Annotated in this window: 26 protein-coding genes, 2 tRNA genes and 2 pseudogenes; 16 read left to right on the top strand and 14 right to left on the bottom strand. The window is 63.0% G+C overall.

Annotated features, from left to right (window positions below):
• Position 1: 1 nt before the first annotated feature.
• Positions 2–517 carry a 3-hydroxyacyl-[acyl-carrier-protein] dehydratase FabA gene (fabA, locus tag MKZ91_RS18640; protein WP_327496686.1) on the bottom strand — a complete coding sequence of 172 codons (516 nt, stop codon included), beginning with the start codon at positions 515–517 and terminating at the stop codon, positions 2–4.
• A 321-nt stretch (positions 518–838) separates the two neighbouring features.
• Between fabA and irrA the strand changes: the two genes are divergently transcribed.
• Positions 839–1261 (top strand): iron response transcriptional regulator IrrA, encoded by a 423-nt coding sequence (gene irrA, locus MKZ91_RS18635; protein WP_336172546.1) that lies wholly within the window; start codon positions 839–841, stop codon positions 1259–1261.
• A gap of 123 nt (positions 1262–1384) precedes the next feature.
• Here irrA and MKZ91_RS18630 read toward each other — a convergent pair whose 3' ends face one another.
• Both MKZ91_RS18630 and MKZ91_RS18625 read right to left on the bottom strand, forming a co-directional pair.
• On the bottom strand, positions 1385–2020 hold the full coding sequence (locus MKZ91_RS18630; RefSeq protein ID WP_336172545.1) for a trimeric intracellular cation channel family protein: 636 nt from the start codon (positions 2018–2020) through the stop codon (positions 1385–1387).
• 63 nt (positions 2021–2083) lie between these two features.
• Positions 2084–2872, bottom strand: a complete 789-nt coding sequence (locus tag MKZ91_RS18625) for a YdcF family protein (RefSeq protein ID WP_336172572.1) — start codon at positions 2870–2872, stop codon at positions 2084–2086.
• Between the two features lie 212 nt (positions 2873–3084).
• Between MKZ91_RS18625 and MKZ91_RS18620 the strand changes: the two genes are divergently transcribed.
• On the top strand, positions 3085–3399 hold the full coding sequence (locus tag MKZ91_RS18620) for a hypothetical protein (protein WP_336172544.1): 315 nt from the start codon (positions 3085–3087) through the stop codon (positions 3397–3399).
• Between the two features lie 31 nt (positions 3400–3430).
• On the opposite strand, the gene MKZ91_RS18615 is transcribed toward MKZ91_RS18620, so the two are convergent.
• Both MKZ91_RS18615 and MKZ91_RS18610 read right to left on the bottom strand, forming a co-directional pair.
• Positions 3431–3506: transfer RNA gene (locus MKZ91_RS18615), tRNA-Ala, on the bottom strand.
• A 201-nt stretch (positions 3507–3707) separates the two neighbouring features.
• Entirely contained in the window at positions 3708–4100 is a 393-nt protein-coding gene (locus tag MKZ91_RS18610; protein ID WP_336172543.1) for a TIGR02300 family protein, read from the bottom strand.
• A 300-nt stretch (positions 4101–4400) separates the two neighbouring features.
• Between MKZ91_RS18610 and aroA the strand changes: the two genes are divergently transcribed.
• The 4 genes from aroA to rpsA all read left to right on the top strand — a co-directional run bounded on the left by aroA (position 4401) and on the right by rpsA (position 9094).
• Positions 4401–5747 carry a 3-phosphoshikimate 1-carboxyvinyltransferase gene (aroA, locus tag MKZ91_RS18605; protein WP_336172542.1) on the top strand — a complete coding sequence of 449 codons (1347 nt, stop codon included), beginning with the start codon at positions 4401–4403 and terminating at the stop codon, positions 5745–5747.
• 8 nt (positions 5748–5755) lie between these two features.
• Entirely contained in the window at positions 5756–6586 is an 831-nt protein-coding gene (locus tag MKZ91_RS18600; protein ID WP_336172541.1) for a hypothetical protein, read from the top strand.
• On the top strand, positions 6583–7221 hold the full coding sequence (cmk, locus tag MKZ91_RS18595; RefSeq protein ID WP_336172540.1) for a (d)CMP kinase: 639 nt from the start codon (positions 6583–6585) through the stop codon (positions 7219–7221). The genes MKZ91_RS18600 and cmk overlap by 4 nt, the downstream gene beginning before the upstream one ends.
• A gap of 148 nt (positions 7222–7369) precedes the next feature.
• The gene (gene rpsA, locus MKZ91_RS18590) at positions 7370–9094 is read left to right on the top strand and encodes a 30S ribosomal protein S1 (protein ID WP_272939246.1); all 1725 of its coding nucleotides are present in this window, start codon (positions 7370–7372) and stop codon (positions 9092–9094) included.
• A 184-nt stretch (positions 9095–9278) separates the two neighbouring features.
• Here rpsA and MKZ91_RS18585 read toward each other — a convergent pair whose 3' ends face one another.
• A complete protein-coding gene (locus MKZ91_RS18585; protein WP_336172539.1) occupies positions 9279–10910 on the bottom strand; it encodes a hypothetical protein in 1632 nt (543 codons plus the stop codon).
• A gap of 536 nt (positions 10911–11446) precedes the next feature.
• Between MKZ91_RS18585 and MKZ91_RS18580 the strand changes: the two genes are divergently transcribed.
• The gene (locus MKZ91_RS18580) at positions 11447–11782 is read left to right on the top strand and encodes a DUF6665 family protein (RefSeq protein ID WP_336172538.1); all 336 of its coding nucleotides are present in this window, start codon (positions 11447–11449) and stop codon (positions 11780–11782) included.
• Here the strand turns inward: MKZ91_RS18580 and MKZ91_RS18575 are convergent.
• Both MKZ91_RS18575 and MKZ91_RS18570 read right to left on the bottom strand, forming a co-directional pair.
• Complete coding sequence (locus MKZ91_RS18575) at positions 11779–12534, bottom strand: hypothetical protein (RefSeq protein WP_336172537.1); 756 nt, start codon at positions 12532–12534, stop codon at positions 11779–11781. The genes MKZ91_RS18580 and MKZ91_RS18575 overlap by 4 nt on opposite strands.
• 276 nt (positions 12535–12810) lie before the next feature.
• Entirely contained in the window at positions 12811–13350 is a 540-nt protein-coding gene (locus MKZ91_RS18570; RefSeq protein WP_336172536.1) for a BA14K family protein, read from the bottom strand.
• 312 nt (positions 13351–13662) lie between these two features.
• On the opposite strand from MKZ91_RS18570, the gene MKZ91_RS18565 reads away from it, so the two are divergent.
• The 3 genes from MKZ91_RS18565 to MKZ91_RS18555 all read left to right on the top strand — a co-directional run bounded on the left by MKZ91_RS18565 (position 13663) and on the right by MKZ91_RS18555 (position 16491).
• On the top strand, positions 13663–15096 hold the full coding sequence (locus MKZ91_RS18565) for a phosphomannomutase (RefSeq protein ID WP_336172535.1): 1434 nt from the start codon (positions 13663–13665) through the stop codon (positions 15094–15096).
• Between the two features lie 77 nt (positions 15097–15173).
• Positions 15174–15260 (top strand) — tRNA-Leu (locus tag MKZ91_RS18560).
• Between the two features lie 274 nt (positions 15261–15534).
• Positions 15535–16491, top strand: coding sequence for an adenylate/guanylate cyclase domain-containing protein (locus tag MKZ91_RS18555; RefSeq protein WP_336172534.1), 957 nt, complete (start codon positions 15535–15537; stop codon positions 16489–16491).
• A gap of 22 nt (positions 16492–16513) precedes the next feature.
• Here MKZ91_RS18555 and MKZ91_RS18550 read toward each other — a convergent pair whose 3' ends face one another.
• From MKZ91_RS18550 to MKZ91_RS18540, 3 genes are all read right to left on the bottom strand, one after another.
• Complete coding sequence (locus MKZ91_RS18550; RefSeq protein ID WP_336172533.1) at positions 16514–18514, bottom strand: adenylate/guanylate cyclase domain-containing protein; 2001 nt, start codon at positions 18512–18514, stop codon at positions 16514–16516.
• Positions 18515–18813: 299 nt separating this feature from the next.
• Positions 18814–19854 carry a hydroxyacid dehydrogenase gene (locus MKZ91_RS18545; protein ID WP_336172532.1) on the bottom strand — a complete coding sequence of 347 codons (1041 nt, stop codon included), beginning with the start codon at positions 19852–19854 and terminating at the stop codon, positions 18814–18816.
• Positions 19855–20083: 229 nt separating this feature from the next.
• The gene (locus tag MKZ91_RS18540) at positions 20084–20395 is read right to left on the bottom strand and encodes a hypothetical protein (RefSeq protein ID WP_336172531.1); all 312 of its coding nucleotides are present in this window, start codon (positions 20393–20395) and stop codon (positions 20084–20086) included.
• Between the two features lie 108 nt (positions 20396–20503).
• Between MKZ91_RS18540 and MKZ91_RS18535 the strand changes: the two genes are divergently transcribed.
• Complete coding sequence (locus MKZ91_RS18535) at positions 20504–21130, top strand: ribonuclease D (protein WP_336172530.1); 627 nt, start codon at positions 20504–20506, stop codon at positions 21128–21130.
• A gap of 12 nt (positions 21131–21142) precedes the next feature.
• Here the strand turns inward: MKZ91_RS18535 and MKZ91_RS18530 are convergent, their stop codons facing one another.
• Together MKZ91_RS18530 and MKZ91_RS18525 are read right to left on the bottom strand one after the other, a co-directional pair.
• Positions 21143–21487, bottom strand: coding sequence for a YqaA family protein (locus tag MKZ91_RS18530; RefSeq protein WP_336172571.1), 345 nt, complete (start codon positions 21485–21487; stop codon positions 21143–21145).
• An 83-nt stretch (positions 21488–21570) separates the two neighbouring features.
• The gene (locus MKZ91_RS18525) at positions 21571–21852 is read right to left on the bottom strand and encodes a SelT/SelW/SelH family protein (RefSeq protein WP_104662489.1); all 282 of its coding nucleotides are present in this window, start codon (positions 21850–21852) and stop codon (positions 21571–21573) included.
• Between the two features lie 293 nt (positions 21853–22145).
• On the opposite strand from MKZ91_RS18525, the gene MKZ91_RS18520 reads away from it, so the two are divergent.
• Entirely contained in the window at positions 22146–22601 is a 456-nt protein-coding gene (locus tag MKZ91_RS18520) for a DoxX family protein (RefSeq protein ID WP_336172529.1), read from the top strand.
• Positions 22602–22683: 82 nt separating this feature from the next.
• Here the strand turns inward: MKZ91_RS18520 and rnk are convergent, their stop codons facing one another.
• The gene (rnk, locus tag MKZ91_RS18515) at positions 22684–23088 is read right to left on the bottom strand and encodes a nucleoside diphosphate kinase regulator (RefSeq protein WP_336172528.1); all 405 of its coding nucleotides are present in this window, start codon (positions 23086–23088) and stop codon (positions 22684–22686) included.
• A gap of 367 nt (positions 23089–23455) precedes the next feature.
• On the opposite strand from rnk, the gene MKZ91_RS18510 reads away from it, so the two are divergent.
• The 4 genes and pseudogenes from MKZ91_RS18510 to MKZ91_RS31625 form a co-directional block, all read left to right on the top strand.
• The gene (locus MKZ91_RS18510) at positions 23456–24211 is read left to right on the top strand and encodes a type 1 glutamine amidotransferase (protein WP_336172527.1); all 756 of its coding nucleotides are present in this window, start codon (positions 23456–23458) and stop codon (positions 24209–24211) included.
• Positions 24208–24687, top strand: a complete 480-nt coding sequence (locus MKZ91_RS18505; RefSeq protein ID WP_336172526.1) for a GFA family protein — start codon at positions 24208–24210, stop codon at positions 24685–24687. Before MKZ91_RS18510 ends, MKZ91_RS18505 begins: the two co-directional genes overlap by 4 nt.
• A 20-nt stretch (positions 24688–24707) precedes the next feature.
• Positions 24708–24845, top strand: a pseudogene (locus MKZ91_RS31630) (maltose acetyltransferase domain-containing protein); the annotation flags it as partial.
• A 228-nt stretch (positions 24846–25073) separates the two neighbouring features.
• A pseudogene (locus MKZ91_RS31625) lies at positions 25074–25223 on the top strand (DapH/DapD/GlmU-related protein); the annotation flags it as partial.
• Positions 25224–25238 lie beyond the last annotated feature (15 nt).

Below are 25238 nucleotides of genomic sequence, written 5' to 3'. Positions count from 1 at the left end.
ATTACTCGGCCTTGTCCTTGGACAGGCCGACGCGCAGGTCGGTCGCCTGATAGATAGTCTCGCCATCGGCCTTCAGCCAGCCGTCGGCCGTGCCGAGCACGAGCCGGCCGCGCATGACGCGCTTGAAGTCGATGCCGTACTCAAGCAGCTTCGTGTGGGGACGAACCATGCCCTTGAACTTCACTTCGCCGGTCGAGAGCGCCATGCCGCGGCCGGGCTCGCCGAGCCAGCCGAGGTAGAAGCCGGTCAATTGCCACATGCCGTCGAGGCCAAGGCAGCCCGGCATGATCGGGTTGCCCTGGAAGTGGCAGGGGAAATACCAGTCGTCTGGCCGCACGTCATATTCTGCGCGCAGGAAGCCCTTGTCGAAGGCGCCGCCGGTTTCCGAGATCTCGGTGATGCGGTGAACCATCAGCATCGGCGGCAGCGGCAGCTGGGCGTTGCCGGGGCCAAACAACTCACCACGGCCGCAGGCCAGGATTTCCTCATAGCTGAAGCTGGATTGTCTGGTCGTCATGAATGGTTGTTTCCCCACGTAACAAAATGTGTTGTCCGACCTGCTTTAGAGCAAGTTCGTCATGAAATGAAGCGCAACAACGCAAACCTTGCAGTTTCCGGCCCGGTCTTGGGCGCTTCCGCTGGCATTTTCATTCCGCCGTCGCTTACAGGATCAATGTGGGCGCGACCAGAGTTAATTGCCAGCCTTCCCCGAGTTTGACCGGTTTTTCGGGCTTTGCAACGCATGTTGCGGCCGGAATCTATTGAAAGGAGTGGGCGCAAAAGTTATATCGCAAGGGAAGTATTGTGAATTTCGCCGGGATACATGGAACGACCCTTGATGACGAAAGCAACTGAAGTGAGTTCGGGAGAAAGGCTGCGCCATTCCGGCCTGCGTCCGACACGTCAGCGCGTTGCCCTCGCCGATCTCATCTTTGCCAAGGGTGATCGCCATCTGACCGTCGAGGAGCTGCACGAGGAGGCCGTCATGGCTGGCGTGCCCGTTTCACTGGCAACCGTCTACAACACGCTGCACCAGTTCACCGAGGCCGGGATGATCCGCGTTCTCGCTGTCGAAAGCGCCAAGACCTATTTCGACACCAACGTCTCGGACCACCATCACTTCTTCATCGAGGGCCAGAACGAGGTTCTCGACATTCCGGTCAGCAACATCCAGATCGACAATCTGCCGGAGCCTCCCGAAGGCATGGAGATCGCGCATGTCGACGTGGTGATCCGGCTGCGCCGCAAGGGCGGTCGCTGATCGCGCCGTCTTCAGCGCCGCGCGCCTGACAGGTGCGCAAAGGTCGGTAGCCGTAGCGCTTTGCAGTAGCCAGTGTTCAAGATAAGTTGATCGCGCGTTGCCTGTGCCGAACACCAGCACCTCTCACATCACATCGTCAGGATCCCGGCCCGGCAGTGCCTTGCCCGTCGGCAGGGTCCAGCCGAACTTGAGTGCGCCGCCGCGGACCGCAAAGGCTGAAATCACGCCGAGCGTCGATGCTGCCGTAAGCGGCAGTCCGGCGATTGTCGCCAGCACGAAGGCGCCGGCGCCGATCAGGGCTGCCGTGACATAGACTTCCGGCCGCAGAAGCACGGATGGTTCTCCGGCAAGAATGTCGCGAAGAACGCCGCCGAAGGTCGCGGTCAGCATGCCGGTGACGAGCGCTACCGTCGCCGAGCCGGTCGCCGCGAACCCCTTGGCAGCCCCCATGACGCTATAGGCCGAAAGGCCGACCGCATCGAGCCAGACGAGCACCCGGTAGCGCGAGTCGAACAGGTGTGCGGTGAAGAACAGGGCGACTGCGACCGTGACGCAGACGAGCAGGTAATTGGGATTGGTGACCCAGAAGACCGGAGTGGCCCCCAGCACGACGTCGCGCATCGTGCCGCCGCCAATGCCGGTCACCGATGCGAGAAACAGGTAGCCGATGATGTCGAGCTGCTTGCGCGAGGCCGAGAGCGCGCCCGTGGCCGCAAAGACGGCGACACCGGCATAGTCGAGGATTTCGAGGATCGGCATGGGGGCTCCAAGATTCGGCGTGTCGTTGAAGCTGGGGCATTCTGCGCCCCCGCGTCAACAGCCTCATGGGGCAGGCAGCATCGACGGTGTCCGTCCCGAGAGGTAGTAGGCAAGAAGCCCGATCCATTCGCGCACCGCCGTCGTCGTCAGCTGAGCGTTCAGCGACGGTTGGGTAAAATCGAAGCCAAGGCCAATGTTGCCGCTGGTGCGGTAGTCCGTCGGCCAGGGGATGATCGGAATGTCGAGCGCGCGGAAAAGCCCGACCGAGCGCGGCATATGGAAGGCGGAGGTGACGAGGGCGCAGTTCGAAAGGCCGTTTTCTGCAAGAATCGCCTTGGTGTTGCGGGCATTCTCGAACGTCGTGCGCGACTCCTCCTCACGGATCAGCCGCTCATCGCTCACACCGAATGCGGCGAGGAAACCGCGCGACGCGTCGGCATCGCCGGCATAGGCGCCGCTGAACGAGCCGTCTCCGCCGGAAACCAGGATACGCGCCTCAGGATAGCGCTTCGCCAGGACCACCGTCTCGATGAAACGGTCCGCCGCCTGATTGAACTCCATGCCGCCACGGCCGGCCATCACCTCGTTTTCGAAGGCGCCGCCAAGCACGATGATGCAGGCGAGCGAGGCGGGCGCCGCCGGGCGCGGGAAGCGATCCTCGAGCGTTTGCAGGGCGTAGGGGCCGGCGGCGGTAAACAGGGTGACAAAGAGCGTGAGCGCGCCGAGGCCGGAGAACAGGACGCCGATGCGCCGCAAGCCCGCAGCCATTGCCATGAGCCCGGCAAGGGCTGCGAGGAACGAGAGCGACAGCGGCTGCGCCACGAGCCAGAAGATTTTCGAGACCAGGAACATGGACACCAGCTTCTGCGTTCCGATGCTTAACAAATCGTCAATGCGGTCCGTTGCGGTGGCTCTTGGGACGCGGCCATGGATGCGTGTTTTCCGGATCTGGGCGTACGCGCGTGTAGCTTTGTGCCCGCGCCCATGTTGTCCTCACCCGAACGTTGCACGTCCGCAAGGAGCTACCACTTTCATTTGAGCCCGAAAGGAGTATCATTGCGGAGATGACCACGATATCGGGCTTCAGATCCCAGCTGTTCCGCGCCGCCAATGAGGTCCATCAACTCACCCCGTTGCAGGCGCAACGGCTGCTCGAAGGCGCAGTGGCGCTGATCCGCTGCATGCGCGAGCAAACCGGCATGGAGCCGAACACCGACGCGCCTGACGTCACCAATGTCCTCTTGGATATCGCCGCCTCCATACCGACCCGGTCGGAGCGTGAAATCCGCAACGCCCTGCTCGAATCGGCCGACATCATCCGGCTGTTGACGATGATCCTGGACTCGCTCGACGAAATGGAAGCGGGCAGCGGACCTTAGGGTTTTTACAGTTATCGCTTCGAGAGAAGTTTGGTGGAGCTAAGCGGGATCGAACCGCTGACCTCTTGCATGCCATGCAAGCGCTCTCCCAGCTGAGCTATAGCCCCATATCGGGTTCCGGCTAGGCCGGTCCGGGAAGTTCGTCGGGCTGTTTGTTTCCGGCGAGTGGCGGCTTATTACTTCCCCTTTTTGAGGATGGCAAGCCGAAAAATGCGTGGCCTGTGGATTTATTTTTGTCCGGGCCTGTTTTCTCCCGTCCGGGCCGCTATCGGCCGAGGACGGGAGCATTCCTTTGTCATTTGAAGCGCTTAGACGTCTTCGTCGTCGTCCGAAACGCCGATGAGGTCGCTCATGTCGTCGTCATCGTCTTCGTCGTCGGTCTGCAGGAAGGTGTCGTCATCGTCGTCGCCGTCGATCTCGACATCGTCGTCGCCGAGATCCGGCAGGTCGTCGCCGCCCGCTGCCTCATCATCGGCATCCTCGAGCGAAACGAGTTCGACTTCGGTGTTCTCTGCATCGACTTCCGTGACGTCTTCTTCTTCTTCCTTCTCGAGCACCTTGGCGACCGAGGTTTCTTCGAAGAAGTTCAGCGGGTAGGACTTGCCGGTGTAAGGCGAAACGATCGGATCACGGTTCAGATCGTAGAATTTGCGCCCCGTTTCCGGGTCGATGCGCTTTGTTCCAAGTTCCGGTTTTGCCACTGTCAAAGCCTCTTGAATGGCCGGCCGAGCCGGCGCTTGCCGGAAAACCGGCGGGTGGAAAGGGTATCAAGCTTATGATGATTAGCCGGTCCCCATAATCATCTTGACCGCATCTGTCAAAGGCAAAACGCCAAAGCCCCGGTGCGGCGGGCCTCGGAGCGCTTGCGAGGATCGCTGCTCGCCATGTTTTATGGGAACATGCAGCAGGGGTTGTGATAGGAGTGCTGCGCAAAATGGGTGCGGGTGCGCGCCTGTCTGCAGGATCGCGCCAGCGGCCTGTACTTGCTTTAAGGAAACCGCATGTCCCAAGGACTGGGTCCAAGACCCGCCACCGCTCGTAAGTCGGCTGATCTTCGCGGTATCGTCCGCGTTCCCGGCGACAAGTCGATCTCGCACCGGGCGCTGATGCTGGGCGGGCTTGCCGCCGGCGAAACGCGCATCACCGGCCTGCTCGAGGGCGCGGACGTGATCGCCACCGCCAAAGCGATGCAGGCGATGGGAGCAAGGATCCGCAAGGAAGCTGATGGCTGGCGCGTCGATGGCACCGGCAACGGCGCGCTGCTTGCGCCCGAAGCGCCGCTCGATTTCGGCAATGCCGGCATCGGCTGCCGCCTCGTGATGGGGCTTGCCGGCGTCTATGATTTCGAGACGACGTTTATCGGTGATGCCTCGCTCGCAAAGCGGCCGATGGCACGGGTGCTCGATCCGCTGCGCGCAATGGGCGTACAGGTGAAGGCTGCGGTCGGTGACCGGCTGCCGGCAACGCTTCGCGGCCCGAAGACGCCGACGCCGATCAGCTATCGCGTGCCGCTTGCGTCCGCCCAGGTCAAATCGGCCGTACTCCTTGCCGGTCTCAATGCGCCGGGCATCACAAGCGTGACCGAACCGGTGATGACCCGCGACCATACGGAGCGAATGCTCAGGGGATTCGGCGCCGCGCTTTCGGTCGAGACTGATGTCGAGGGCGTGCGCACCATTCGCCTTGAAGGTCGTGGCAGGCTCGCCGGCCAGTCGATCGATGTGCCGGGCGATCCGTCCTCGGCGGCCTTCCCGCTGGTTGCAGCCCTTATCGTCCCGGGTTCGGACATCATCATCGAGAACGTGCTGATGAACCCGGCGCGCACCGGCCTCATCCTGACGCTGCAGGACATGGGAGCGGATATCGAGGTGCTGAACGCCCGGTCGTCCGGGGGCGAGGACGTGGCAGACCTGAAGGTGCGCCACTCCGAACTGAAGGGCGTGAAAGTGCCGGTCGAGCGGGCGCCGTCGATGATCGATGAGTATCCGGTACTCGCCATCGCCGCCGCCTTTGCCGAGGGCGCAACGACCATGAACGGCCTCGAAGAACTGCGGGTGAAGGAGTCGGATCGTCTTTCGGCCGTGGCCGAAGGCTTGAAGCTGAATGGCGTCGATTGCGAGGAGGCAAAGTCCTCGCTCGTCGTGCGTGGCCGCCCAGGCGGCAAGGGCCTTGGCAATGCCTCCGGCGAACGCGTCGAGACCCACCTCGACCACCGTATCGCCATGAGCTTCCTGGTGATGGGGCTCGCCTCTGAGCACCCGGTCACCGTCGACGACACGACGATGATTGCCACCAGTTTTCCTGGTTTCACCGAGCTGATGACCGGCCTTGGGGCGAGGATCGAGTGAAGGGCGACGTGAGCCCGAAGCTGAAGACCAAGGGGCTGCTGGCGACCGCTGCCGTCCTCGTCCTCACGCTGCTGACGCAGATCGGCGGCGTCATTCTCATCCTCTCGTTCGCCCTCGCACGGCTGAGGAAAGGTGGCGTCGGCGCCTTCGGTTTTCTCGCGCTTTTCGTTGGTCTCTACACGATCGGCAGCGGGCTAAGCTATGCGGTTGCGCCACTCTTCGGCCGGGTGCCGTTGCCCTGCCTTGACGATGGCTCCTCGCGTCTCAGAATGCAGTCACCGCTGTATTGTGCTTTGAACCGCCAATATGTCTCACCGAAGCTGCAGGAAGCGGCGACGGCCTTGTCGCAACGAATGGATCAGGCATTTCCGGGAACCACCACCTTGGCTCTCGACGCCAACTTTCCGTTCTTCGATGGCTTTCCGCTGTTTCCGCATCTGTCCCACTCGGACGGCCGCAAACTCGACGTGGCGTTCTTTTATCAGGATGCCGACGGCCGCTTTCTGGACCAGGCGACACGCTCGCCGATCGGCTACTTCGCCTTCGAAGAGCCGCTTCCGGGCAGCCCTCTTCCCTGCGGCAATCGTCAGGACCTCTTGACCTTGCGCTGGGATTTGGCGTTCTTGCAGCCACTGTGGCGACCGGTGCCGCTCGAACAGGGCCGGACGCGGGAGGCGCTTCGCTGGCTCTCCGACGAAGGTCGTGGCTTCGGCGTCGCGAAAATATTCGTGGAACCGCATCTGGCGCAAAGGCTTGGCGTCGAGGCGGACTCCATTAGGTTTCAGGGGTGCCGGGCCGCCAGGCACGACGACCATATACATATGCAGGTTGGAAAATGACATTCACCATCGCCATCGACGGGCCGGCCGCGGCCGGCAAGGGCACGCTCTCGCGCCGGATCGCCGAGGAATACGGCTTCCACCATCTCGACACGGGGCTCACCTATCGCGCCACTGCGAAAGCGCTGCTCGATGCCGGCCTGCCGCTTGACGACGAAGCGGTTGCCGAGACGATGGCGCGCGAGGTGGAGCTGGCGGGTCTCGATCGCGCGGTGCTTTCAGCTCACGCAATCGGCGAGGCGGCCTCGAAGATCGCGGTCATGCCGGCGGTGCGCCGAGCCCTGGTCGAGGCGCAGCGCGCCTTTTCGCTGCGCGAGCCCGGAACGGTACTCGACGGCCGCGACATCGGCACGGTCGTTTGCCCGGATGCGCCCGTGAAGCTCTATGTCACCGCGTCGCCAGAGGTGCGGGCGAAGCGTCGCTATGACGAGATCATCGGCAACGGCCAGACGGCCGACTACGCTGCGATTTTCGACGATGTAAAGAAGCGCGACGAGCGCGACATGGGCCGTGCCGACAGTCCATTGCGCCCGGCCGACGACGCGCACTTGCTTGATACGTCTGAAATGAGTATAGAGGCGGCGTTTCAGGCCGCGAAGACTTTGATCGATGCGGCCCTGATCAAGAAGATCTGAAGAAGAGCCCATCCCCGACTTGGTCAGGATCGCCCTTCTTGCATAGCCTGAAATTCCGTCCACGCGCCGGATTGCTTCTTAGACGAAGCGGACTGGGTTCAGGCCTGTTCAACACCAGCCCCCCGGCGCATGTGCGTCTCCACGCGAGATGCATGCAGGAGATTCCATGTCTGCTACCAATCCTACCCGTGACGATTTCGCCGCCCTTCTCGAAGAATCCTTCGCGAAGACCGATCTCGCCGAAGGCTATGTTGCCAAGGGCATCGTTACGGCCATCGAAAAGGACGTCGCCGTTGTCGACGTCGGTCTGAAGGTCGAAGGCCGCATCGCTCTGAAGGAATTCGGCGCGAAGGCCAAGGACGGCTCGCTCAAGGTCGGCGACGAAGTCGAAGTCTACGTTGAGCGTATCGAAAACGCGCTCGGCGAAGCTGTTCTGTCGCGCGAAAAGGCTCGCCGCGAAGAAAGCTGGATGCGCCTGGAAGTGAAGTTCGAAGCCGGCGAACGCGTCGAAGGCATCATCTTCAACCAGGTCAAGGGTGGCTTCACCGTCGATCTCGACGGCGCAGTCGCCTTCCTTCCGCGCTCGCAGGTCGACATTCGTCCGATCCGCGACGTGACCCCGCTGATGCACAACCCGCAGCCCTTCGAAATCCTCAAGATGGACAAGCGCCGCGGCAACATCGTCGTTTCGCGTCGTACGGTTCTTGAAGAGTCCCGCGCCGAGCAGCGTTCTGAAATCGTTCAGAACCTTGAAGAAGGCCAGGTTGTCGAAGGCGTCGTCAAGAACATCACCGACTACGGTGCGTTCGTCGACCTCGGCGGCATCGACGGTCTGCTCCATGTCACCGACATGGCATGGCGCCGCGTGAACCATCCGTCGGAGATCCTGAACATCGGCCAGCAGGTCAAGGTTCAGATCATCCGCATCAACCAGGAAACCCACCGCATCTCGCTCGGCATGAAGCAGCTCGAGTCGGATCCGTGGGATGGCATCGGTGCGAAGTACCCGGTCGGCAAGAAGATCTCCGGTACCGTCACGAACATCACCGACTACGGTGCGTTCGTCGAGCTGGAGCCGGGCATCGAAGGCCTGATCCACATCTCCGAAATGTCCTGGACCAAGAAGAACGTACACCCCGGCAAGATCCTGTCCACGAGCCAGGAAGTCGACGTTGTCGTTCTCGAAGTCGATCCGACCAAGCGTCGTATCTCGCTCGGCCTCAAGCAGACGCTCGAGAACCCGTGGCAGGCATTCGCGCATAGCCACCCGGCTGGCACCGAAGTCGAAGGCGAAGTCAAGAACAAGACCGAATTCGGCCTGTTCATCGGCCTCGACGGCGACGTCGACGGCATGGTTCACCTTTCCGACCTCGACTGGAACCGTCCGGGCGAGCAGGTCATCGAAGAGTTCAACAAGGGCGACGTCGTTCGCGCTGTTGTGCTCGACGTCGACGTCGAGAAGGAGCGCATCTCGCTCGGCATCAAGCAGCTCGGCAAGGATGCAGTCGGCGACGCCGCTGCTTCGGGCGAACTGCGCAAGAACGCCGTTGTCTCGGCTGAAGTCATCGCGATCAACGATGGCGGCATCGAAGTGAAGCTCGTCAACCACGAAGACATCACCTCGTTCATCCGCCGCGCTGACCTGTCGCGTGACCGTGACGAACAGCGTCCGGAGCGTTTCTCGGTTGGTCAGGTTGTCGACGCTCGCGTCACCAACTTCTCCAAGAAGGACCGCAAGATCCAGCTGTCGATCAAGGCTCTGGAAATCGCTGAAGAGAAGGAAGCCGTTGCTCAGTTCGGTTCGTCCGACTCGGGCGCTTCGCTCGGCGACATCCTCGGTGCCGCTCTGAAGAACCGCCAGAACAACGAGTAATCGTTGCCTGACGTTTGAATTGGAAGACCCGCGGAGAGCGATCTCCGCGGGTTTTTCTTTGCGAACGCCAATGGGAAAAAAGAGGGACCGATCTGCCCGCCGAGCACCGAAATTGCGGGTTCACCCCGCAGAAGCGGCGTCAATCCTGACTGACGGTCATCTCACGCCGTCCTTGGGCCTCCCCTCAGCCAAGGCCGCCAAGTCTGCGATAGAGATCATAGGCGTCCGAGGCTTCGGGCACGTTGTCTTCCGCCAGGGCGTCGTTCATCTCGCCAGCGTTTTCGTCTGCCTCCGCGCCACCATCTTCCGCTGGCGCTTCCTGTTCTTCCGCCGATGCCTCATCTTCCGACCCACCGGGCATTTCGTGCGCGGCGTCTTTGAAATGCTCGGCATCATCGGCGGCGGCTGGGTAGGGGATGATGGTGAAGGGAATGGCTTCGCGCGGAAGACCGTTTTCGACCAGCCGGGCGATCACCTGCTGCATCGTCTGCTCGTCGGCCGGGCGTTGCGGTTGCATGTCGGTCGGCGCCCTTTGTGCTGTCGCCGTGTCTTCAGGCTGATCGTCGAGCAGCGACGGCAGGGGACTGCCGCCGTCCGGTGCCTCGCGTCGGCGGGCTGCCGCATCGGCTTCGCGTCCCGGCAGAGCGGCCTCTTCTGCCGACGTCGGAGGCGGTGCAGACAACGGCCCGGTGTCGTCCGGCTGCGTTTCAGCCGCGGCCGCCCCCGCGGGCAGCGCCACGCTGTCACGAATGAGCGTCTTGATCGCGTCGGAAAGCACCCGGGCCGGGCGTGTTTCCGCTTCGCCCCGTCCGGGCGATCTTGTTGCTGTCCTGTCGACGTCCTCATCCGTGTCTGGCAGCGGGCCGTAGGTCCCATCGGGATCCTGGTCATCGACCACGTCACCGATCGGGCTGTCGACGGTTTCACCCGCCTCCATCTCATTGGCCTGCTGTGCCTCGGGAGCGGTGTCACTGGTCGTCGGATCGGTCGCGGGGGGATTGCGGACCGGCTCGGAATGTGGCTCGGTTGCCTGGGCGATTTCGGCTGTTTCGGCACGAAGCGGCGCCACGTCGTCGATCTCGCCTTCGCCGGCAAGCAGCGCGGCAGCGCTGCCGGCCTCGGCACCATCGGTGGACGGGTGCCTTCCCGTACGAGCCTCGGCCCGCGCTGGTGCTCTGTCAGCCCGGTCCTGTTGCAGGTTGGATGGCGACGGCCGCTCGCTGTCTTCCCCTTGCGCTTCGAAGACATCGCTGTCGTTGCCGACGCTGAATGTCTTGCGCAGCACAGCCTGCAGCAATGCGACTTCCCCGGCAACGGCGGCGCGTGCAGCGCTCGGGTTCAGCGGCATGGCAGGCTGGAGCGAGGGATTGCGCAGGATCACGTCGCGCGCCTGGGCGGGCATCGGCGTCGCCGTACCGTTCGGCGCGGGCGCACCGTTGCGGATGGCCGGCAGGTCGGCAAGCAGGCCGACCCGAAGGGCGAGGCTGCGGCCGCCAAGCTGGCGCTCCAAGAGCAGCCGGTCGGACGGCGGCATGGTTTCGAGGAAGGCCACCAGGCGCCTGACGAAATCGCGCCCGCCCTCCTGCGGCAGCGGCGGAAACTTGAGGATCCGTGCCAGGTCCTCCATCAGCCGCACCAGCGCATCCTTTGACAGGATCTCGCGACCGGAAAGGTGTCGCGTCAGTGCATCGAGAATCTTCTGGATCGCTTCGCCGCGCTGCGAGGCCGGTAACGGAATGGCCGGCTGCTGCGTCTTGAGGCTGGCGTCCTCGGCGGGAGCGGCCGCGGCTCGGGCCGTCTGGATGGGTATCAGCATTCTGGTCTCCATCTCGCTTGGCCTACAGCGCCGCGCGCCTTACCGGACGCGCAAAGGTCGCCTTGGCCCTTTGAATCGCTGCATGTTTTTATCCTTCAATCGACCACGATCAAAGGAAACATGCAGTAGGGTTGACCAATCGTCGTTAGCCGACGAAACGCGGGTGCACGCTTGGGCGCTGGCCAATTTCCGGGCCGCGCGGACTGTTCACTTCGTCACTGACGGGTTGGCGCCTCATGCGCGTCTCGGCCAAGGGCCGGACAGCCGCGGCCCGGCCGCGGATAGGGGATTCGGCATGATGGCCAAGATTAGGAGAAAGAGGTTTACGAAACCTTAACCATGTTCGACGGGCCCGCAGGCAGCGTCACCGCTTGCCTGAGGCGCTGCAGAGGTCCATCTTTAACGGGGCTAGACCGGCTGAGCCCCCGACAGCGTCGCGCGCGTGCCAGACGCCGATGGTCGCTGTGGCACTTGTGAACCGCGGCATCTTTCGTCGTTTCATCGGCTGCGGTCAAAGGATGCAGTAGGAGTTTCGGATGACCCTTCGTCCCCCACGGGGCTTGAGCTCGAACATCTCCACCGGCAGCGCCTTCAACGTGCTCGAATACGAACTGATGTCGGAACGGGCGGATGCGCTCGGACGGCATGGCCTCAAGGTGGAAAAGGCGCTGGCGGCGTTGTCGGATCTCAAGGCGGAGGCGGGACCGGATCTGCGCGAACGTCTTCTCGATGAAGCCGCCGATGCCGTCTGGGCCTTCTTCATCCAGCGCGAGATTTGCGGTCTGCGCGACAGCCGGGATGCGGTTCGCCGCTACGGCATCCCGAAGGAAGTGCTGGCGCGGCTCGGTATCGTGCGCAGAAAACAGGTCTAGAGGCTCTGGGCGGCGGGACTGTAGAGGCCGCTCTCATCAATGCGGATCAAGGGCAGCTGTCGCTCGCGCCTGTCGGCGACGCTCTCCAGTTCATCCTTCAGTTGAAGGGCGCGCACCTGTTGTTCCTGTTCGTCCAGCGACTGCTTGTTGGTGCTGCGGGTCGGATCGTTGCGCAAGCTGTTGACCTGCGCCTCTTCGAGCGACCCGGTCTCGCTCGCGGATTTCAGGCGATCGACCGCCTTGGCGGCCTGTGCTTGGCCCTGTGCGCCGTTTTCGCCCGTTTCGCCCAGCGCCGCCTTCAGCATTTCGTTTTCTCGGCCTGAAGGGTTCTTGAGCGCCTCGACCAGATCGCCGAGGGACATGCCGAGTTTGTCGACGCCGAGTTCCTCCTCGATCTTGGCAATCTCGTCCGCCTTCAGGTTCTTGAGCTGGTTTTCGACGTTTCGGGCAAAGGCGGCGTCGGAGTTGAACGTCTCGCGATCGATGCCGAAGTACTCGCCGACCGCGCGGATCAGCACGGCGCGGTTGTTGCTGGCGTCTCCCCGGGCATTGTCGAAGAAGTGGGCGTTGATCTTCTCGTTGGCGGCCTTGCGGGCATCGTCGGATATGACCTGAGCCTTCAGGATCTTGTCGTCCTTGGTGCCCTTGGCCTTTTCCTCTTCTTCCGCCTGCCGCTTTTCGATGTCCTTGAGGATCGAGCCGACGAGGCTGGTCGTGGCGGTGGCGGATGATTGCTGGGTCGGAAGCAGCATGATTTATCCCGGCAGCATTGTGGAGCTTTCCGGAACGCTAGATTCTTGCGGTTAATGGCGGCTTAACCGAGAACTCCGACATATCGGGACACAACGGTCACCTTCCCGCAGGTGCGGGCTATTGCATGTTTCCGTTCATCGCAGTCGATTAAAGGATAAATACATGCAGCCCTTTAAAGGGCTACAGCATCCTTTCGCACGTCCGGCAAGACGCGCGGCGCTGTAGGTACGATGGGAAACGATGCGGCAATTACGCCGCATCGCGGGTGAAAATGCCTATCGGTACGGCGAATAGCAGATCTTGTAGACGCCGCTGTAGCTCAAGAACCGGTTGGTGGCCGGATTATAGGAGCGGTAGCGCGACAGGCACCAACTGACATGCGTATTGCCGCCGCCGACATAGCGGTCGCGATAGTAGTAGTTGCCGCCGTAATAATTGCCGCCGTAGTAGCGCCGCGGGTAGTAGCGCGGGTAGTAGCCATAGCGCGGGTAGTAACCGTAGCGGGGATAGTAGCCGTAGCGGGGGTAGTAGCCGCCGCCATAGTAGCTGCCGCCATAGTATCCGCCCGTGCCGAAGGAGAAGCTCAGGCCAGAGCCGTAGTAGGGGCCGCCCCAGCCGCGCCGGTAGTAGGGTCCGCCCCATCCGTACCCACCATAGTAACGCCGATGGTAGTATTGCACCGTTTGGACGTCGCCCTGTGCCTTGATCTTGAGGTCGGGCGCCTGGATCGGCATTGCCTGAACAGGTCCGAGGGGGGTGATCAGGGAGGCGGCGGCCACACTGCAGCCGATAACGAAATTGCGAAATCCCGTCATTTTGTCCTCACTTTCAGAAGGCTATGCCTTCCGGTTGTGTCCCTGCATGCATTACGTTTGTTTTTCTTGGTTTATTCATGGCGAGGAACGCACGGCAACCGCTGCCGGAAACCGCCGGATTTCCGTCCTTTCGCCGTCCTGGCAGCGCCGCGCGCCCTTCGGTGCGCAAGGTCGCTGTAGCACTTTGAATTTCCGTATGTTTCTATCCATAAACCGGCGACGATCCAGGGAAACACGCCCTAGGATGCGCCAGACCTTCGGCCGTGTCACTGTGATTCTGTCCGATAACGCCTGATGCCAGCGAGGAATGCCATGCAATTGAAGTTCGGTACCAGCGGCCTGCGTGGCCTTTCCGAGGAGTTGAAGGGCGAGCCCTCGGCCCGCTACGCGACTGCTTTTGCCCGGCATCTCGTCGCAAGCGGTCATGCGAGGTCGGGCGATCCCATCCTGATTGCCCGCGATTTTCGCGATTCGAGCCCGGAGATTGCCGCAGTCTGTGCCGCAGCACTCTCGCAGGAAGGTCTGCGCGTGCTCGATTGCGGCACCGTGCCGACGCCGGCGCTTGCGCTCTACGGCCTTGCAAACGGCGCAGCGGGACTGATGATCACCGGCTCCCATATCCCGGCCGATCGCAACGGCATCAAGTTCTATCGACCCGATGGCGAGATCGACAAGGCGGATGAACTGGCGATCGGCCGCATCGCCGACGGCATCGCCGGCCAGATCGAGCCGATCGCCGATGCCGGGATCGGTGAGGACCATGCGGACCGGGCCGCCGATCTCTTCCACAACAGAAACCGCCACCTGCTGCCGGCCGGCGCGCTTTCCGGCCTCAAGGTCGGCGTCTACCAGCACAGCACCGTCGCGCGGGATCTGATGGCCGAGCTCTTGGCGTTTTTCGGTGCCGATGTCGTTGCGCTCGGGCGCTCGGAACATTTCATCCCTGTTGATACCGAGGCCGTGTCGGCCGAGACGATTGGACGACTGCAGGGCTGGGCTCGGGAACATCGGCTCGACGCCATCGTTTCGGCGGACGGCGATGGCGACCGCCCGCTCGTTGCCGACGAGACCGGGTTGCCACTGCGTGGCGATCTCTTGGGCCTGGTGGCATGCCGTTTCCTCGGTGCGACGCTTGCCGTAACCCCCGTCACCTCGAATTCCGGGCTGGAGCGCAGCGAGGGGCTGTCGATCCTGCGCACCCGCGTCGGTTCGCCTTTCGTCATCGAGGGCATGCAGCAGGCACTGAAGGATGGTGCGCGGAAAGTGGCGGGCTTCGAGGCCAATGGCGGTACGCTGACGGCAAGCGCCTTCCTCGTCAACGGCAGCGAGCTCGGTGCGCTGCCGACCCGTGACAGCATCCTGCCCATTGTCGCCATGCTGGCAGCGGCGGCTGAGGCAAAGCTCTCGCTCTCGGCGTTCGCCGCCTCTTACCGGCTCCCGGTGGCACTCAGCGACCGGCTCGAAAACTTCGCGGTCGAAACCAGTTCGCGGCTGATGGCCTTTCTGCGCGGCAGCGAAGCGAACCTTGCCGATTTCCTTGCTCCAATCGCTCGGCCGCAGGTCGTGAGCGACATCGATGGGCTCAGGGTGACGCTCGATGATGGCCGGATCATCCATTTCCGCCCCTCCGGCAACGCGCCGGAGATGCGCTGTTATGTCGAGGCGGAGTCGGCGGAGGCGGCCGAAGCGCTGCTTGCAACAGGTCTATCCACAATCCGCCGATGGGCAGAAACCGCCTCGAACTGAGTTTTTTGCAATCCGACACGAAAACTTCAAAATGCCTGTTGACACTTCAGCTCTGGCCTTTTACATCCCCGCTCGTCGCCCAGATGGCGGAATTGGTAGACGCGCCAGCTTCAGGTGCTGGTACTCGAAAGGGTGTGGAGGTTCGAGTCCTCTTCTGGGCACCATTCCTTTAGCCAAATCTTTGATTTTGTTTCGAAAAACCCCGGTCCTCCGGGGTTTTTTCGTTTCCGGCACATCGTCGGATTTTGCGGCGATTTCCTGCTTGCAAATCTCTGTTCTATCTTCCTGATGGTTGCATGTCGGCGTTATTTTCGCGCGGCGCGCCTTGAAGCTTTCGCGGGCAGCATTGATATTCTATGCGCAGCGAAAGGGCTGGACCGCACGAATGCGGCATGATGCAATCGTCCGCGGCGGCGGATCTTGAGCGAGGACGGAGCGATGTCTGAGACGCGTCGCAAGCTGACGACAATCCTATCCGCAGATGTTCAGGACTACACGCGGCTGATGCGTGCCGACGAAGAGGGCACGCTTGCGACGCTGAAGCGTCATCGCGATCAAATGGGGCGGCTGATCGAGGCGCGTGAGGGGCGCGTGGTCAACACCTGGGGCGATGGTCTGATCGCCGAGTTTCCGAGCGTGGTGGAGGCGCTGCGCACGGCAATCGACGTCCAGAACGAATTGGCTGGCTGCAACGCCACGTGCCCTGCCGACCAGCAGATGCTGTTTCGCATTGGCATCAATCTCGGCGATGTGATTGCCGAAGGTGACGATCTCTACGGCGACGGCGTCAATGTCGCGGCGCGCCTGCAGGCCTCGGCTCCGGCCGGCGGTATCGTCATCTCCAACACAGTTTATGACCAGGTGCGCAACAAGGTCGCCGTCGGCTTCGATTTCCTCGGCCAACTCGAGGTGAAGAACATCGATGGCGGGATTGCGAGCTATGCCGTGCGCATTGGCACGACTGACGCCCGCCCGGCGGTTGGCGGCACGGGTTTTGGCCGTCCCACCGGTGGTGCTGCCCCCGAAACGTCCAGCCTTGCTGCCAGCGCAACCGCGGCCAGCGGAGCGATGGCGGCGGCCAAGCGCGGATCGTTGCCCGTGCTTGCAGTGATTGCTGCGGGGCTGGTCGCACTCAACCTGCTCACATGGGACGGTGTCCTCTGGTCCATCTGGCCGCTGCTTGGTCTTGGGATCCTTTGGGGCCTTGCCTGGCTCAAGCAGAACCCGTGGCTCGATCGTGGCATTGGAATTCTGGCGCTTGCCGGATTGGTGCTGCTGGCGATCAATCTTCTGACCTGGCGGGGCGTGTTCTGGTCCGTCTGGCCCCTGCTTGCCTTTGCCGTCATCGGCGGTATCCGCTGGGTAATCCGAGCGCGCCGCAGCGCCAGACCCTGAGGCCTCTTGGACAAGAAGTAGTCTAGGTGCTTTGCCCGTTCTGTAAGCCTTCCGGATCGGCCGGCGGCGTTTGGGTGGGTGCGTTTTCTTCGGGCTCCGCCCCCAGCACCTCGTAGATATCGAGTGCGGTCGCGCGGCCCTTGGCCTGCGCCGCCCCGAGCGGCCTGAAACGGATCGCGTCGCCGGCCTGGGCGACCACCGCGCCGCTCGCCATGATCGTCGTGTCGTAGTTCTTGTTCATGCCCTCGAGGCGCGAGGCAACGTTCACCGTGTCGCCCATGGCGGTATATTGCAGCCGCTCCTTGGCGCCGACATTGCCGACGACGGCGGTGCCGGTGTGGATGCCGAAGCGGGTGCGAAACTCCGGCAGCCCCTTCTTGCGCTGACCCTCGTTGAAGACGCGCAGGCGTGCTTCGACGGCGAGCGCGCAGCGACAGGCATGTTCGGCATGCCTGTCGTCCGGCGCTGGTGCGTTCCACATCGCAAACACCGAATCGCCGAGAAACTGGATGATCGTGCCGTCGTGCTGCCCCACGGTTTCGCTGAAGATGTCGAAATACTCCGACAGCATCGCCACGACCTCTTCCGGCGAGTGCTTCTCGCTGAGCGTGGTGAAGTCATAGATGTCGGTGAACAGCGCGGTGACCTCCTGCCGCCACGCCGAGCGGCCGCTGAAGTGGCCGGATTCGATGCCCTTGCGCACCAGTTCTTTCGGCACATAGAGCGCGAAGGTGAAGATGGCATCGCGCGCCCGGTTCATCGCGCCGCCGAGCGTCGAGATCTCGCTGACATGCGACGACACGTCGATCGGCGTGGTAAAGTCGAGATCCTGCAGCCGGTTGGCGCTGGCGGTCAGCTGGTTCAGCCCCTTGGTGATCAGATGAGCGAGCACCAGCGAGGCGAGCACCGCAAGCGCCACGACCGCGCCGGAAATCGCCAGGCCCTGCACCAGGGTGCGGTTCGCCTCCGCCATCAGCTCGTCGAGCGGCGCGGCCACCACGGCGCGGTTGCCGGAGAGAAGCAGCGCGGACTCAAGCGGCGTCACCATGACGAGATAGGTTCGGTCGCCGACTTGAACGAAGTCAGCTTTTCCGGGCGCCGGCGGGTGGAGCCGGATGCTCTGGATGAGGGGATCGCTCTCGGCCTGGACAATCGGGCTATCCTTGTCCTTCGCCGCCATGATGCGGCGCATCATCACCCGGTCGGAATGGATGATCGGTCGACCGAAGGCATCGAGGATGAACGAAACGGAACCGGCCGTCAGTCGTTCGCGGGCGAGAAAATCGGTGATCGTATCGAGGATCACATCGGCGCCGATGACGATCTGCGGATTGCCGCGATGGGCTTGCGAGATGGTCATTCCAAGCGTTTGGGTCGTCGCACTTTCGTAAGGACCGGTCGAGACCGCAGCCTTTCCGTTGACGGCTGCCCGATACCAGGGCCTGGTGCGGGGATCGAAACCTGTCGGTGGCACGACCCGCTCGGAGAACTGCATGCCGTCCTTGTCGAGGAAAAGCACGCGCTGAAGCGGCTTGTCGTTGGCGTCCCTTTCCATCGAGCGCACGGCGATGGCTGCGCCTCGCGGTGCATCGAGGGCCACGCGCCAGGCGACCTGCTTCAGGTCGACCATCTGAAAGAAGGCGCCATTGGGATAGCCGACATAGACGCCGTCAATATGTGGCGAACGGGTGATGCCCTCGCGCAGGACCGCCACCTTGTCGCTCATTCGCTCCGGCGGCGGCACGAGGAAGGAATTGGCGACGGAGGAGACGAGGCTGACGAGCGCCGAGGTGTCGCCCGAGAGCACGCCCAGTCGGTCGACAAGCCGGCTCATGAAGCCTTGCATGTTGGCCTCGGCGTCGGCGATAGCGGCATTGCGCGAGCGATGATAGTCAAGCCCGACCAGTATGGCCGATACGGCAATCAGCATGGCCACCATGACCAGGCTGAACAGCGATCGGAGCGAGCTGTTCCAGGTGTCGCTTGTGTTGCTGCGTCGAGCGCTTTGCGCCTTGTCTGCCATTGCGGATCTCTGGTTCGTGCTGCCATCTGTCGCTCCGGCTCGATCGGAAGCTTCGGGCGTCAAGCGGTCAAGTGCTGTCGCGACCTTGGCGTGCACCACCGGTCGCATGTGCAGGCAAAGTTAAATGCGATTCCCATAAAACATGTTAATCAGCGCCAATGCATCAGCCGCTGAAGCGGTTGGCAACAGTCGGCTGCTATCACCAGCCTCTCGCGCTCAGGTGCGGCAGTCTTGCGTCAACGGCACGCTGAAATCAAACAGTTAAGCGCACAACGGTTCGATCACGCTTTGCCCAAGGCTCAGTTCATCGTCACCGGCTTTGAACGCATGCGGGCCACCGTTTCGCGCTCGGCGCGTTTGCAGCGCATGGGCGGCAGGTCGCGGTCCATCAGGTCCATGTCCTCGAGCACCATGTCGCCCATCTTCTTGAAGGCGCTGTCGAGCGCGCCGGCGCGGTGGGCCGAACGCAGGAATCCGGGAAGCTTGCGAACCGGATGATTGAGCGGCAAAGGTTCTTCCGGAAAGACGTCGCTTGCCGCCACGATGTGGCCGCGCCCGACCGCCGCCATCAGGGCATCGAAATCGACGACGCCGGCGCGGCTCAAGAGGATGAAGGCAGCGCCGGGGCGCATGCGGGCAAAGGCTTTCTCGCCGAGAAAACCTTCGTTCTCGCTGGTGACGGCAGCAACGACGAAGACGAAGTCGCTCTCGGTCAGAACGGTTTCAAGTGTCGCCGGCTCGACGCCGTTGTCCTTCAGGATCGATGCCGGCATCCACGGGTCGAAGACGCGGATCCGGGCGCGGAAGCCCGAAAGCACCCGGTTGAGCGCCCTGCCGAGATCGCCGAAGCCGATGATGCCGATGTCGGAGCCGGAGAGCAGGCGCGCCGAGCGGTTGCCGTCGCCACCCCAGAGCTCTCGGCCCTCGCGAAAGGCAAGATCTGCGTCGACGATGCCGCGGGCGATGTTGAGCGCCATGGCGAGACCCAGTTCCGCCACCGGTTCGGCAAACACCTGCCCGGTCGTCACCACATGGATGCCCCTCTCGAACAGCACCTCGTAGGGCATGTTGTTGATCAGGTTGCTCTCGACATTCAGGATCGCCTTCAGCTTGCCCATGCGATCAAGCGTCGCGTGGTCGAGCGGCGGCTGGCCGATGATGTAACGGGCTTCAGCCAGCACCTCGTCACGAAGGCTGGCGATATTGTCCGGCTCGGCTTCGATGATGCGGTAGCGTCGATGGAGGTCGCCAAGCGCCGCCGGCGTGAAGATCAGCTCAAGCGTGCGCGGAGCTGGGGCGCTGATCGCGAACGGCCGGTTGTCGGATACGGTATCGGGCATGCTTCCCCCCACAGCGTGTTTCCCTCGATCGCAGCCGATTAAAGGATAAAACGTGCGACAATTCAAAGGGCAACATCGCCCTTTGCGCGCCTGAGAAGACGCGCGGCGCTGAAGATGGCGGTGGCCTCCGCTTCCGGCCGTCAGACTGAGAACAGATCCAGGCTTCGCCAAGCGGCAGGCGGAAGGCACGTGGCGGAAGGATTGACAGGACGCGCCAAAGCGCGCCGGGTCAATACCCCAGCCCACGCTTCTGCCGATAAAGCGACGGCGGCAGGTCGCTGCCCTGGAAGACCGGTCCGTCGCCACGGCGGCAGTTGTAGATCGTGTCGTAGACCGGGCGGCCGCGGGCAGTCGATTCGAACGGATAGTTGCGGTCGACGAAGGTCTGCTCACAAACGATCCTGTCGCCATTGCCGTTCAGCGGGTCCATCTCCCGCACGCCGGGCAGGTCCCGATAGGTTTGCGCCGGTGCGGGCAGGGCCGTCAAGGCCAGTGCCAGAGAGAGGGCCGAAAGAGCAAGAGCGGGGCGAAACGGCGTCATTGTCAGGACTTTCGAGGCGGCGGACGGCGGGTGTGGCGCGTCGGCGGTATCGCTAGCGTCAACTTTGCGCTATAGGCCACACCGTTTCATTTGATCTGGGGATTTTCGATGGCGAATGCAATACGGTTCCACGAAGGTGACATCTCCGCGTCCGATGCCGACCGTTACAGGGGTGCGATCGCGATCGACACGGAAACCCTCGGCCTCATACCGCGCCGCGACCGCCTCTGCGTCGTGCAGCTTTCCCCAGGCGATGGTACCGCTGATGTGATCCGCATCGCCGCCGGCCAGAAGGAGGCGCCGAACCTCGTCGCCATGCTCGCCGATCCGGCCCGCCAGAAGATCTTCCATTTCGGCCGCTTCGATATCGCTGTGTTGTTTCACACCTTCGGGGTGACGACGACGCCGGTGTTTTGCACCAAGATCGCCTCGCGTCTGACGCGGACCTATACCGACCGCCATGGTCTCAAGGACAATCTCAAGGAAATGCTCGACGTCGACATTTCCAAGCAGCAGCAGTCGTCGGACTGGGCAGCGGAAATCCTGTCGCCGGCGCAGCTCGAATATGCCGCTTCCGACGTGCTGCACCTGCATGCGCTGCGGGAGAAGCTGACGGCCCGCCTGCTGCGCGACGGCCGCATGGAGCATGCGGATGCCTGCTTTGCCTTCCTGCCGACCCGCTCCAAGCTCGACCTGCTCGGCTGGGACGAGACGGATATCTTCGCGCACAGCTGAGGTGTTGCGCGGCTACGGTGTCAGGTAGAGCACGACCGCATAACGTGCCGCCTTGCCGATCGTGACGAACAGCAGGAACAGCGGCAGTTTCATGCGCAAGAGGCCCGCAACCAAAGTCAGCGGGTCGCCGATGATGGGCACCCAGGAAAGCAGCAGCACCGGTTGGCCATAGCGGGCAAACAACGTCTCCGCCTTCTGCCGCGCCGAAGGGGACACGGGAAACCAGCGCCGCCCCTCGAAGCGGATGAGAAAGCGTCCGAGCACGAAATTGACGACGGCGCCAAGCACATTGCCGAGTGTCGCCGCAAGGAAAAGGGCCGCTCGATCAGTCTGTCCGTGCAGTGCGGCCGCGACGATTGCCGCTTCCGACATGCCAAAGAGTAGCGTCGCCGACAGGAACGCGGCGGAAAAGACGCCGGCGAGAATTCCGAAATCCAGGATCAGCTCCTGTCGGTGTGGCCGAGATCGCGCTCCGGCTCGATGATGTCGCGGATGCGCTGCTTCAGTTCCTTCGGTCCCGGAAAGCCGCCATCGCGCTTGCGTTCCCAGACGAGCGCGTCATTGACGCGGATCTCGAAATTGCCGCCGGTGCCGGGAATGAGCGCCACTTCGCCGAGCGATTGCCCAAAGGTCTGCAGCAGTTCCTGCGCCATCCAGCCAGCCCGCAGCAGCCAGTTGCACTGGGTGCAGTAGAGGATGGTGATGCGTGGCTTCTGGTCCATCGATCGTTCCAGTTTCAAGCACAGTGTCCGGATCCAGGCGATCCGAAATCTTGCAGTGTTTCAAGGTGGTAGCGCACCCGGCGCGCAAGGCTGACTATTTGCGCGCGGGCGCCGACCATACCGGCGACGCAGCGCGGAAACAACTGCGGCACGATGCTCACGCTGCGCTCACATAATTGTCAACCAATCTAGTCATGTTTTTATCGCGTGGCAGCTTGCTTTGAGCGCCGGTCGCGGCGAGACATTGCGGCATTGCACAAATTGTCGCACCCCAACCGCCGGAGAGGCCAACCATGACCGACGTCACCGCTACCACTTCCCGCCCGCGTGCCATCCTGCCGGCGCTGGAGAAGATCTATCTGCCGCTCGACACCTTTGCCGAGACGCTTCTGCGCATTCTGGCCGGCGTCCTGCTCGCGGTGCACGGCTTCGGCAAGATCACCAATCCCTTCGGCGCGATCGGCATGGTCGAGGGCCTTGGCTTCTATCCGGGTGTCTTCTGGTCGCCGCTTCTCGCCGCTACCGAATTCTTCGGCGGCATCCTGATCGCAATCGGCCTTCTGACCCGCCCGGCTGCCTTTGCCGGCATGATCGTTCTGCTCGTCACCGTCTATTTCCACGGCATCGTGCAGGCCGAAGGTCTCTTCGGCGCCGAGAAGTCGATCCTTTGGGCGGCGATCCTGTTCTTCTTCGCCATCCGCGGCGCCAACAGCCAGTCGGTCGACGCCAAGCTCGGCAAACAGTTCTGATCTGTCGAGCGACGGTCAGAGGAACGGGGAGGCGGTGAAAACCGGCCTCCCCGTTTTCGTTTGGGCGCCTGCCTAAAGGCGCTCAGGCGCTTTCGCTCGCCGTCACCGTGCGGATCGTCATGCGATGGACCTTGCCCGAGCGATCCAGCCAGTCGATCGACTGGCCGACGGAAAGGCCGATCAGTGCCGCTCCGATCGGCGTCAGCACCGAAATACGTCCGGCTTCGATATCGGCCTCGCCGGGATAGACGAGCGTTACCTGTTTGGAAAAGCCGTTGTCGGCTTCGAAGGCGACGGTGGAGCCCATTTGGACGCTATCGGCAGGCAGCTTGGCCGGATCGCCGATCCGTGCGCGATCGAGTTCGGCGAGCAATGCCTCGGCAACTTCGGGCACGCGCTCGAGTGCGGCCGAGGCGAGCGCCGTCAACCGCTTGTGGTCCTCGGCATTGATGATGATCGGTGGAAGTTTCTTGCGGGATGCTGCCATGATGTGACCTGACACATAAGATCGACGCGCACCGGTGGGGCGCAATCGAAACGGATTCTTTTGGAGATTCGGCGCTCGTTCGGTCGCGTTCGGAAATTCCTTTGCCGACGCGAAAGGCTCCCCTCACCCGGAGAGCGCAAGCATCCGGGCCGGGGTCAGGTTCCTGCGATCGGGCACACCCGGAAGCAGCTGTTTGAAGACATTGTCGACATCATGATGCGCCAAGGGTCGGAAAGTTTGGCGGCGAAGTCAAGGCCGCCCCGCGTGCTGCGCACCGTGCGGCGGCTCGATCGCCCGAGCAATCGCCTCTTGAACAGCGAAGGCGCTCGTGGTCATTTTCTGTTCGCAATGGCGAAGGGAAGCGGTGATGCGGATATTGGTGATTGAAAACATGGCGAAGACCGAGCTCGGCCAGGTCGGCACGGCCCTTCGCGAGGCAAAGGCCGAGATCGAAGTCCGCCGCGCCTATCTGGGCGAAGCCGTACCCGAAGCGCCCGACGGCTATGATGCGCTGGTCGTGCTCGGCGGCGAGCAGAGCGCGCTCGACGATGCCGCCTATCCTTATTTGCCTGATCTTGCCGCGCTGATGCGCGCCTTTGGCGACAGCGACCGCTCCGTGCTCGGCATCTGCCTCGGCAGCCAGCTTCTGGCGCGCGCCTATGGGGCTGCAAACCTTCTCGGCGCCGCCAAGGAGTTTGGCTGGTGCCAGGTGCATGTGCGTGGCGAGGGTGCCGCTGACCCGGTGCTATCCAGCGTCGGCGAGAGCTTTCCGATCTTCCAGTGGCATGGCGATACCTTCACCCTGCCGGAGGGTGCGGTGCATCTCGCCGAAAACACCGTCACCACCCACCAGGCGTTCCGCGTCGGCCGCGCCGCCTATGGCACGCAGTTCCATTTCGAAGCCGACACGCATCTGGTCGAGGATTGGAACCGCGCCTTTCCGGAGACGATCAACAGGCTCGATCCCACCTGGCTCGCGCGCTATCGTGAGCACGCCGCACGCCATGGCCGGGAGGCCGATGCCGCCGGCCTGGCACTGGCGCGGGCCTGGGTGGCGACGATCGGCGGCCGCAATGGCGCGGCTGCAACTGCTGGGCCGGTGCTGGAGGATGTCGACGGATGAGCGAGATTGCACATGGCGGCTGTTTCTGCGGTCGCATTCGCTATCGGCTGAAAGCCGCGCCGATGTTCGTCAACTGCTGCCATTGCAGCGATTGCCAGCGCCAGGTCGGCAGCGCCTTCGTCGTCAATGGCGTGATCGAGCGCGACAACATCGAGCTCAAAAAGGGCGAGCCCGTCGTCGTGACGCTGCCCACCGACAGCGGCCGGCCGCATGACGTCTACCGCTGCGCCTCCTGCCAGACGGCGCTCTGGAGCGACTATGGCCGGCGCGGCTGGCTCTCCTTCCTCAGGATCGCCAGCCTCGACCGTCCCTCGGATTTCCCGCCGGATGCCCATATCTTTACCCGCTCCAAGGTCAGCTGGCTGTCGCTTGAAGGCGGCGCCCCGGCCTTCGAGATCTTCTACGACATGAAGACGATGTGGCCGCCTGAAAGCCTGGCGCGGCGCGCGGCGGCGGAAGCAAAGGCAAAAGCGTGAGCAGCAGCGAGCGCGAGAAAATGGCCGCCGGCGAGTGGTATTCGTGCCTCGACCCCGAGCTCGACGCACTTCGGATGACGGCGCGTGAAGCTGTCCACCAGCACAACACCATGCCGCCGAACGAACGCGGAAACATGGCGCCGCGCCTGCGCGCGCTCTTTGGAGCGATTGCCGACGACGTTTTCATTGAAGCGCCGTTCCATTGCTCCTACGGCATCAACATCAAACTTGGCGCCCGGGTCTATCTCAATGCCGGTTGCACCATCCTCGATAGCGGTGCCGTGACCATCGGCGAGGGAACGATGCTCGGGCCGGGTGTGCAGATCTATTGCGCCGAACACCACAAGGATACGGTGCTGCGCGGCCAGGGTCTCGAGGTTGCCCGCCCGGTGACGATCGGCAGCGATGTCTGGATCGGTGGCGGCGCGATCATCCTCGGCGGAATTTCGATCGGTGACGGTGCGATCGTCGGCGCGGGCTCGGTGGTGACCAAGGACGTGCCGGCCGGGGCGACCGTGGTCGGCAACCCGGCGCGCCAGCTCGGCCAATCG

The sequence above is a fragment of the Ensifer sp. MJa1 genome, from assembly GCF_037026475.1.
In the GTDB taxonomy this organism is placed as follows: domain Bacteria; phylum Pseudomonadota; class Alphaproteobacteria; order Rhizobiales; family Rhizobiaceae; genus Ensifer.
This window is presented reverse-complemented; position numbering and strand designations above follow the sequence as displayed.

Bases quoted from the DNA above. Each gene is read 5' to 3' on its own strand.
- MKZ91_RS18620 (WP_336172544.1), top strand. From the start codon at position 3,085: ATGACCACGATATCGGGCTTCAGATCCCAGCTGTTCCGCGCCGCCAAT.
- MKZ91_RS18545 (WP_336172532.1), bottom strand. From the start codon at position 19,854: ATGCCCGATACCGTATCCGACAACCGGCCGTTCGCGATCAGCGCCCCA.
- rnk (WP_336172528.1), bottom strand. From the start codon at position 23,088: ATGGCAGCATCCCGCAAGAAACTTCCACCGATCATCATCAATGCCGAG.
- MKZ91_RS18520 (WP_336172529.1), top strand. From the start codon at position 22,146: ATGACCGACGTCACCGCTACCACTTCCCGCCCGCGTGCCATCCTGCCG.
- cmk (WP_336172540.1), top strand. From the start codon at position 6,583: ATGACATTCACCATCGCCATCGACGGGCCGGCCGCGGCCGGCAAGGGC.
- MKZ91_RS18555 (WP_336172534.1), top strand. From the start codon at position 15,535: ATGTCTGAGACGCGTCGCAAGCTGACGACAATCCTATCCGCAGATGTT.
- fabA (WP_327496686.1), bottom strand. From the start codon at position 517: ATGACGACCAGACAATCCAGCTTCAGCTATGAGGAAATCCTGGCCTGC.
- MKZ91_RS18510 (WP_336172527.1), top strand. From the start codon at position 23,456: ATGCGGATATTGGTGATTGAAAACATGGCGAAGACCGAGCTCGGCCAG.
- MKZ91_RS18575 (WP_336172537.1), bottom strand. From the start codon at position 12,534: ATGCTGCTTCCGACCCAGCAATCATCCGCCACCGCCACGACCAGCCTC.
- MKZ91_RS18505 (WP_336172526.1), top strand. From the start codon at position 24,208: ATGAGCGAGATTGCACATGGCGGCTGTTTCTGCGGTCGCATTCGCTAT.
- MKZ91_RS18565 (WP_336172535.1), top strand. From the start codon at position 13,663: ATGCAATTGAAGTTCGGTACCAGCGGCCTGCGTGGCCTTTCCGAGGAG.
- MKZ91_RS18625 (WP_336172572.1), bottom strand. From the start codon at position 2,872: ATGTTCCTGGTCTCGAAAATCTTCTGGCTCGTGGCGCAGCCGCTGTCG.
- MKZ91_RS18540 (WP_336172531.1), bottom strand. From the start codon at position 20,395: ATGACGCCGTTTCGCCCCGCTCTTGCTCTTTCGGCCCTCTCTCTGGCA.
- rpsA (WP_272939246.1), top strand. From the start codon at position 7,370: ATGCATGCAGGAGATTCCATGTCTGCTACCAATCCTACCCGTGACGAT.
- MKZ91_RS18585 (WP_336172539.1), bottom strand. From the start codon at position 10,910: ATGCTGATACCCATCCAGACGGCCCGAGCCGCGGCCGCTCCCGCCGAG.
- MKZ91_RS18580 (WP_336172538.1), top strand. From the start codon at position 11,447: ATGACCCTTCGTCCCCCACGGGGCTTGAGCTCGAACATCTCCACCGGC.
- MKZ91_RS18535 (WP_336172530.1), top strand. From the start codon at position 20,504: ATGGCGAATGCAATACGGTTCCACGAAGGTGACATCTCCGCGTCCGAT.
- aroA (WP_336172542.1), top strand. From the start codon at position 4,401: ATGTCCCAAGGACTGGGTCCAAGACCCGCCACCGCTCGTAAGTCGGCT.
- MKZ91_RS18570 (WP_336172536.1), bottom strand. From the start codon at position 13,350: ATGACGGGATTTCGCAATTTCGTTATCGGCTGCAGTGTGGCCGCCGCC.
- irrA (WP_336172546.1), top strand. From the start codon at position 839: ATGACGAAAGCAACTGAAGTGAGTTCGGGAGAAAGGCTGCGCCATTCC.
- MKZ91_RS18550 (WP_336172533.1), bottom strand. From the start codon at position 18,514: ATGGCAGACAAGGCGCAAAGCGCTCGACGCAGCAACACAAGCGACACC.
- MKZ91_RS18525 (WP_104662489.1), bottom strand. From the start codon at position 21,852: ATGGACCAGAAGCCACGCATCACCATCCTCTACTGCACCCAGTGCAAC.
- MKZ91_RS18630 (WP_336172545.1), bottom strand. From the start codon at position 2,020: ATGCCGATCCTCGAAATCCTCGACTATGCCGGTGTCGCCGTCTTTGCG.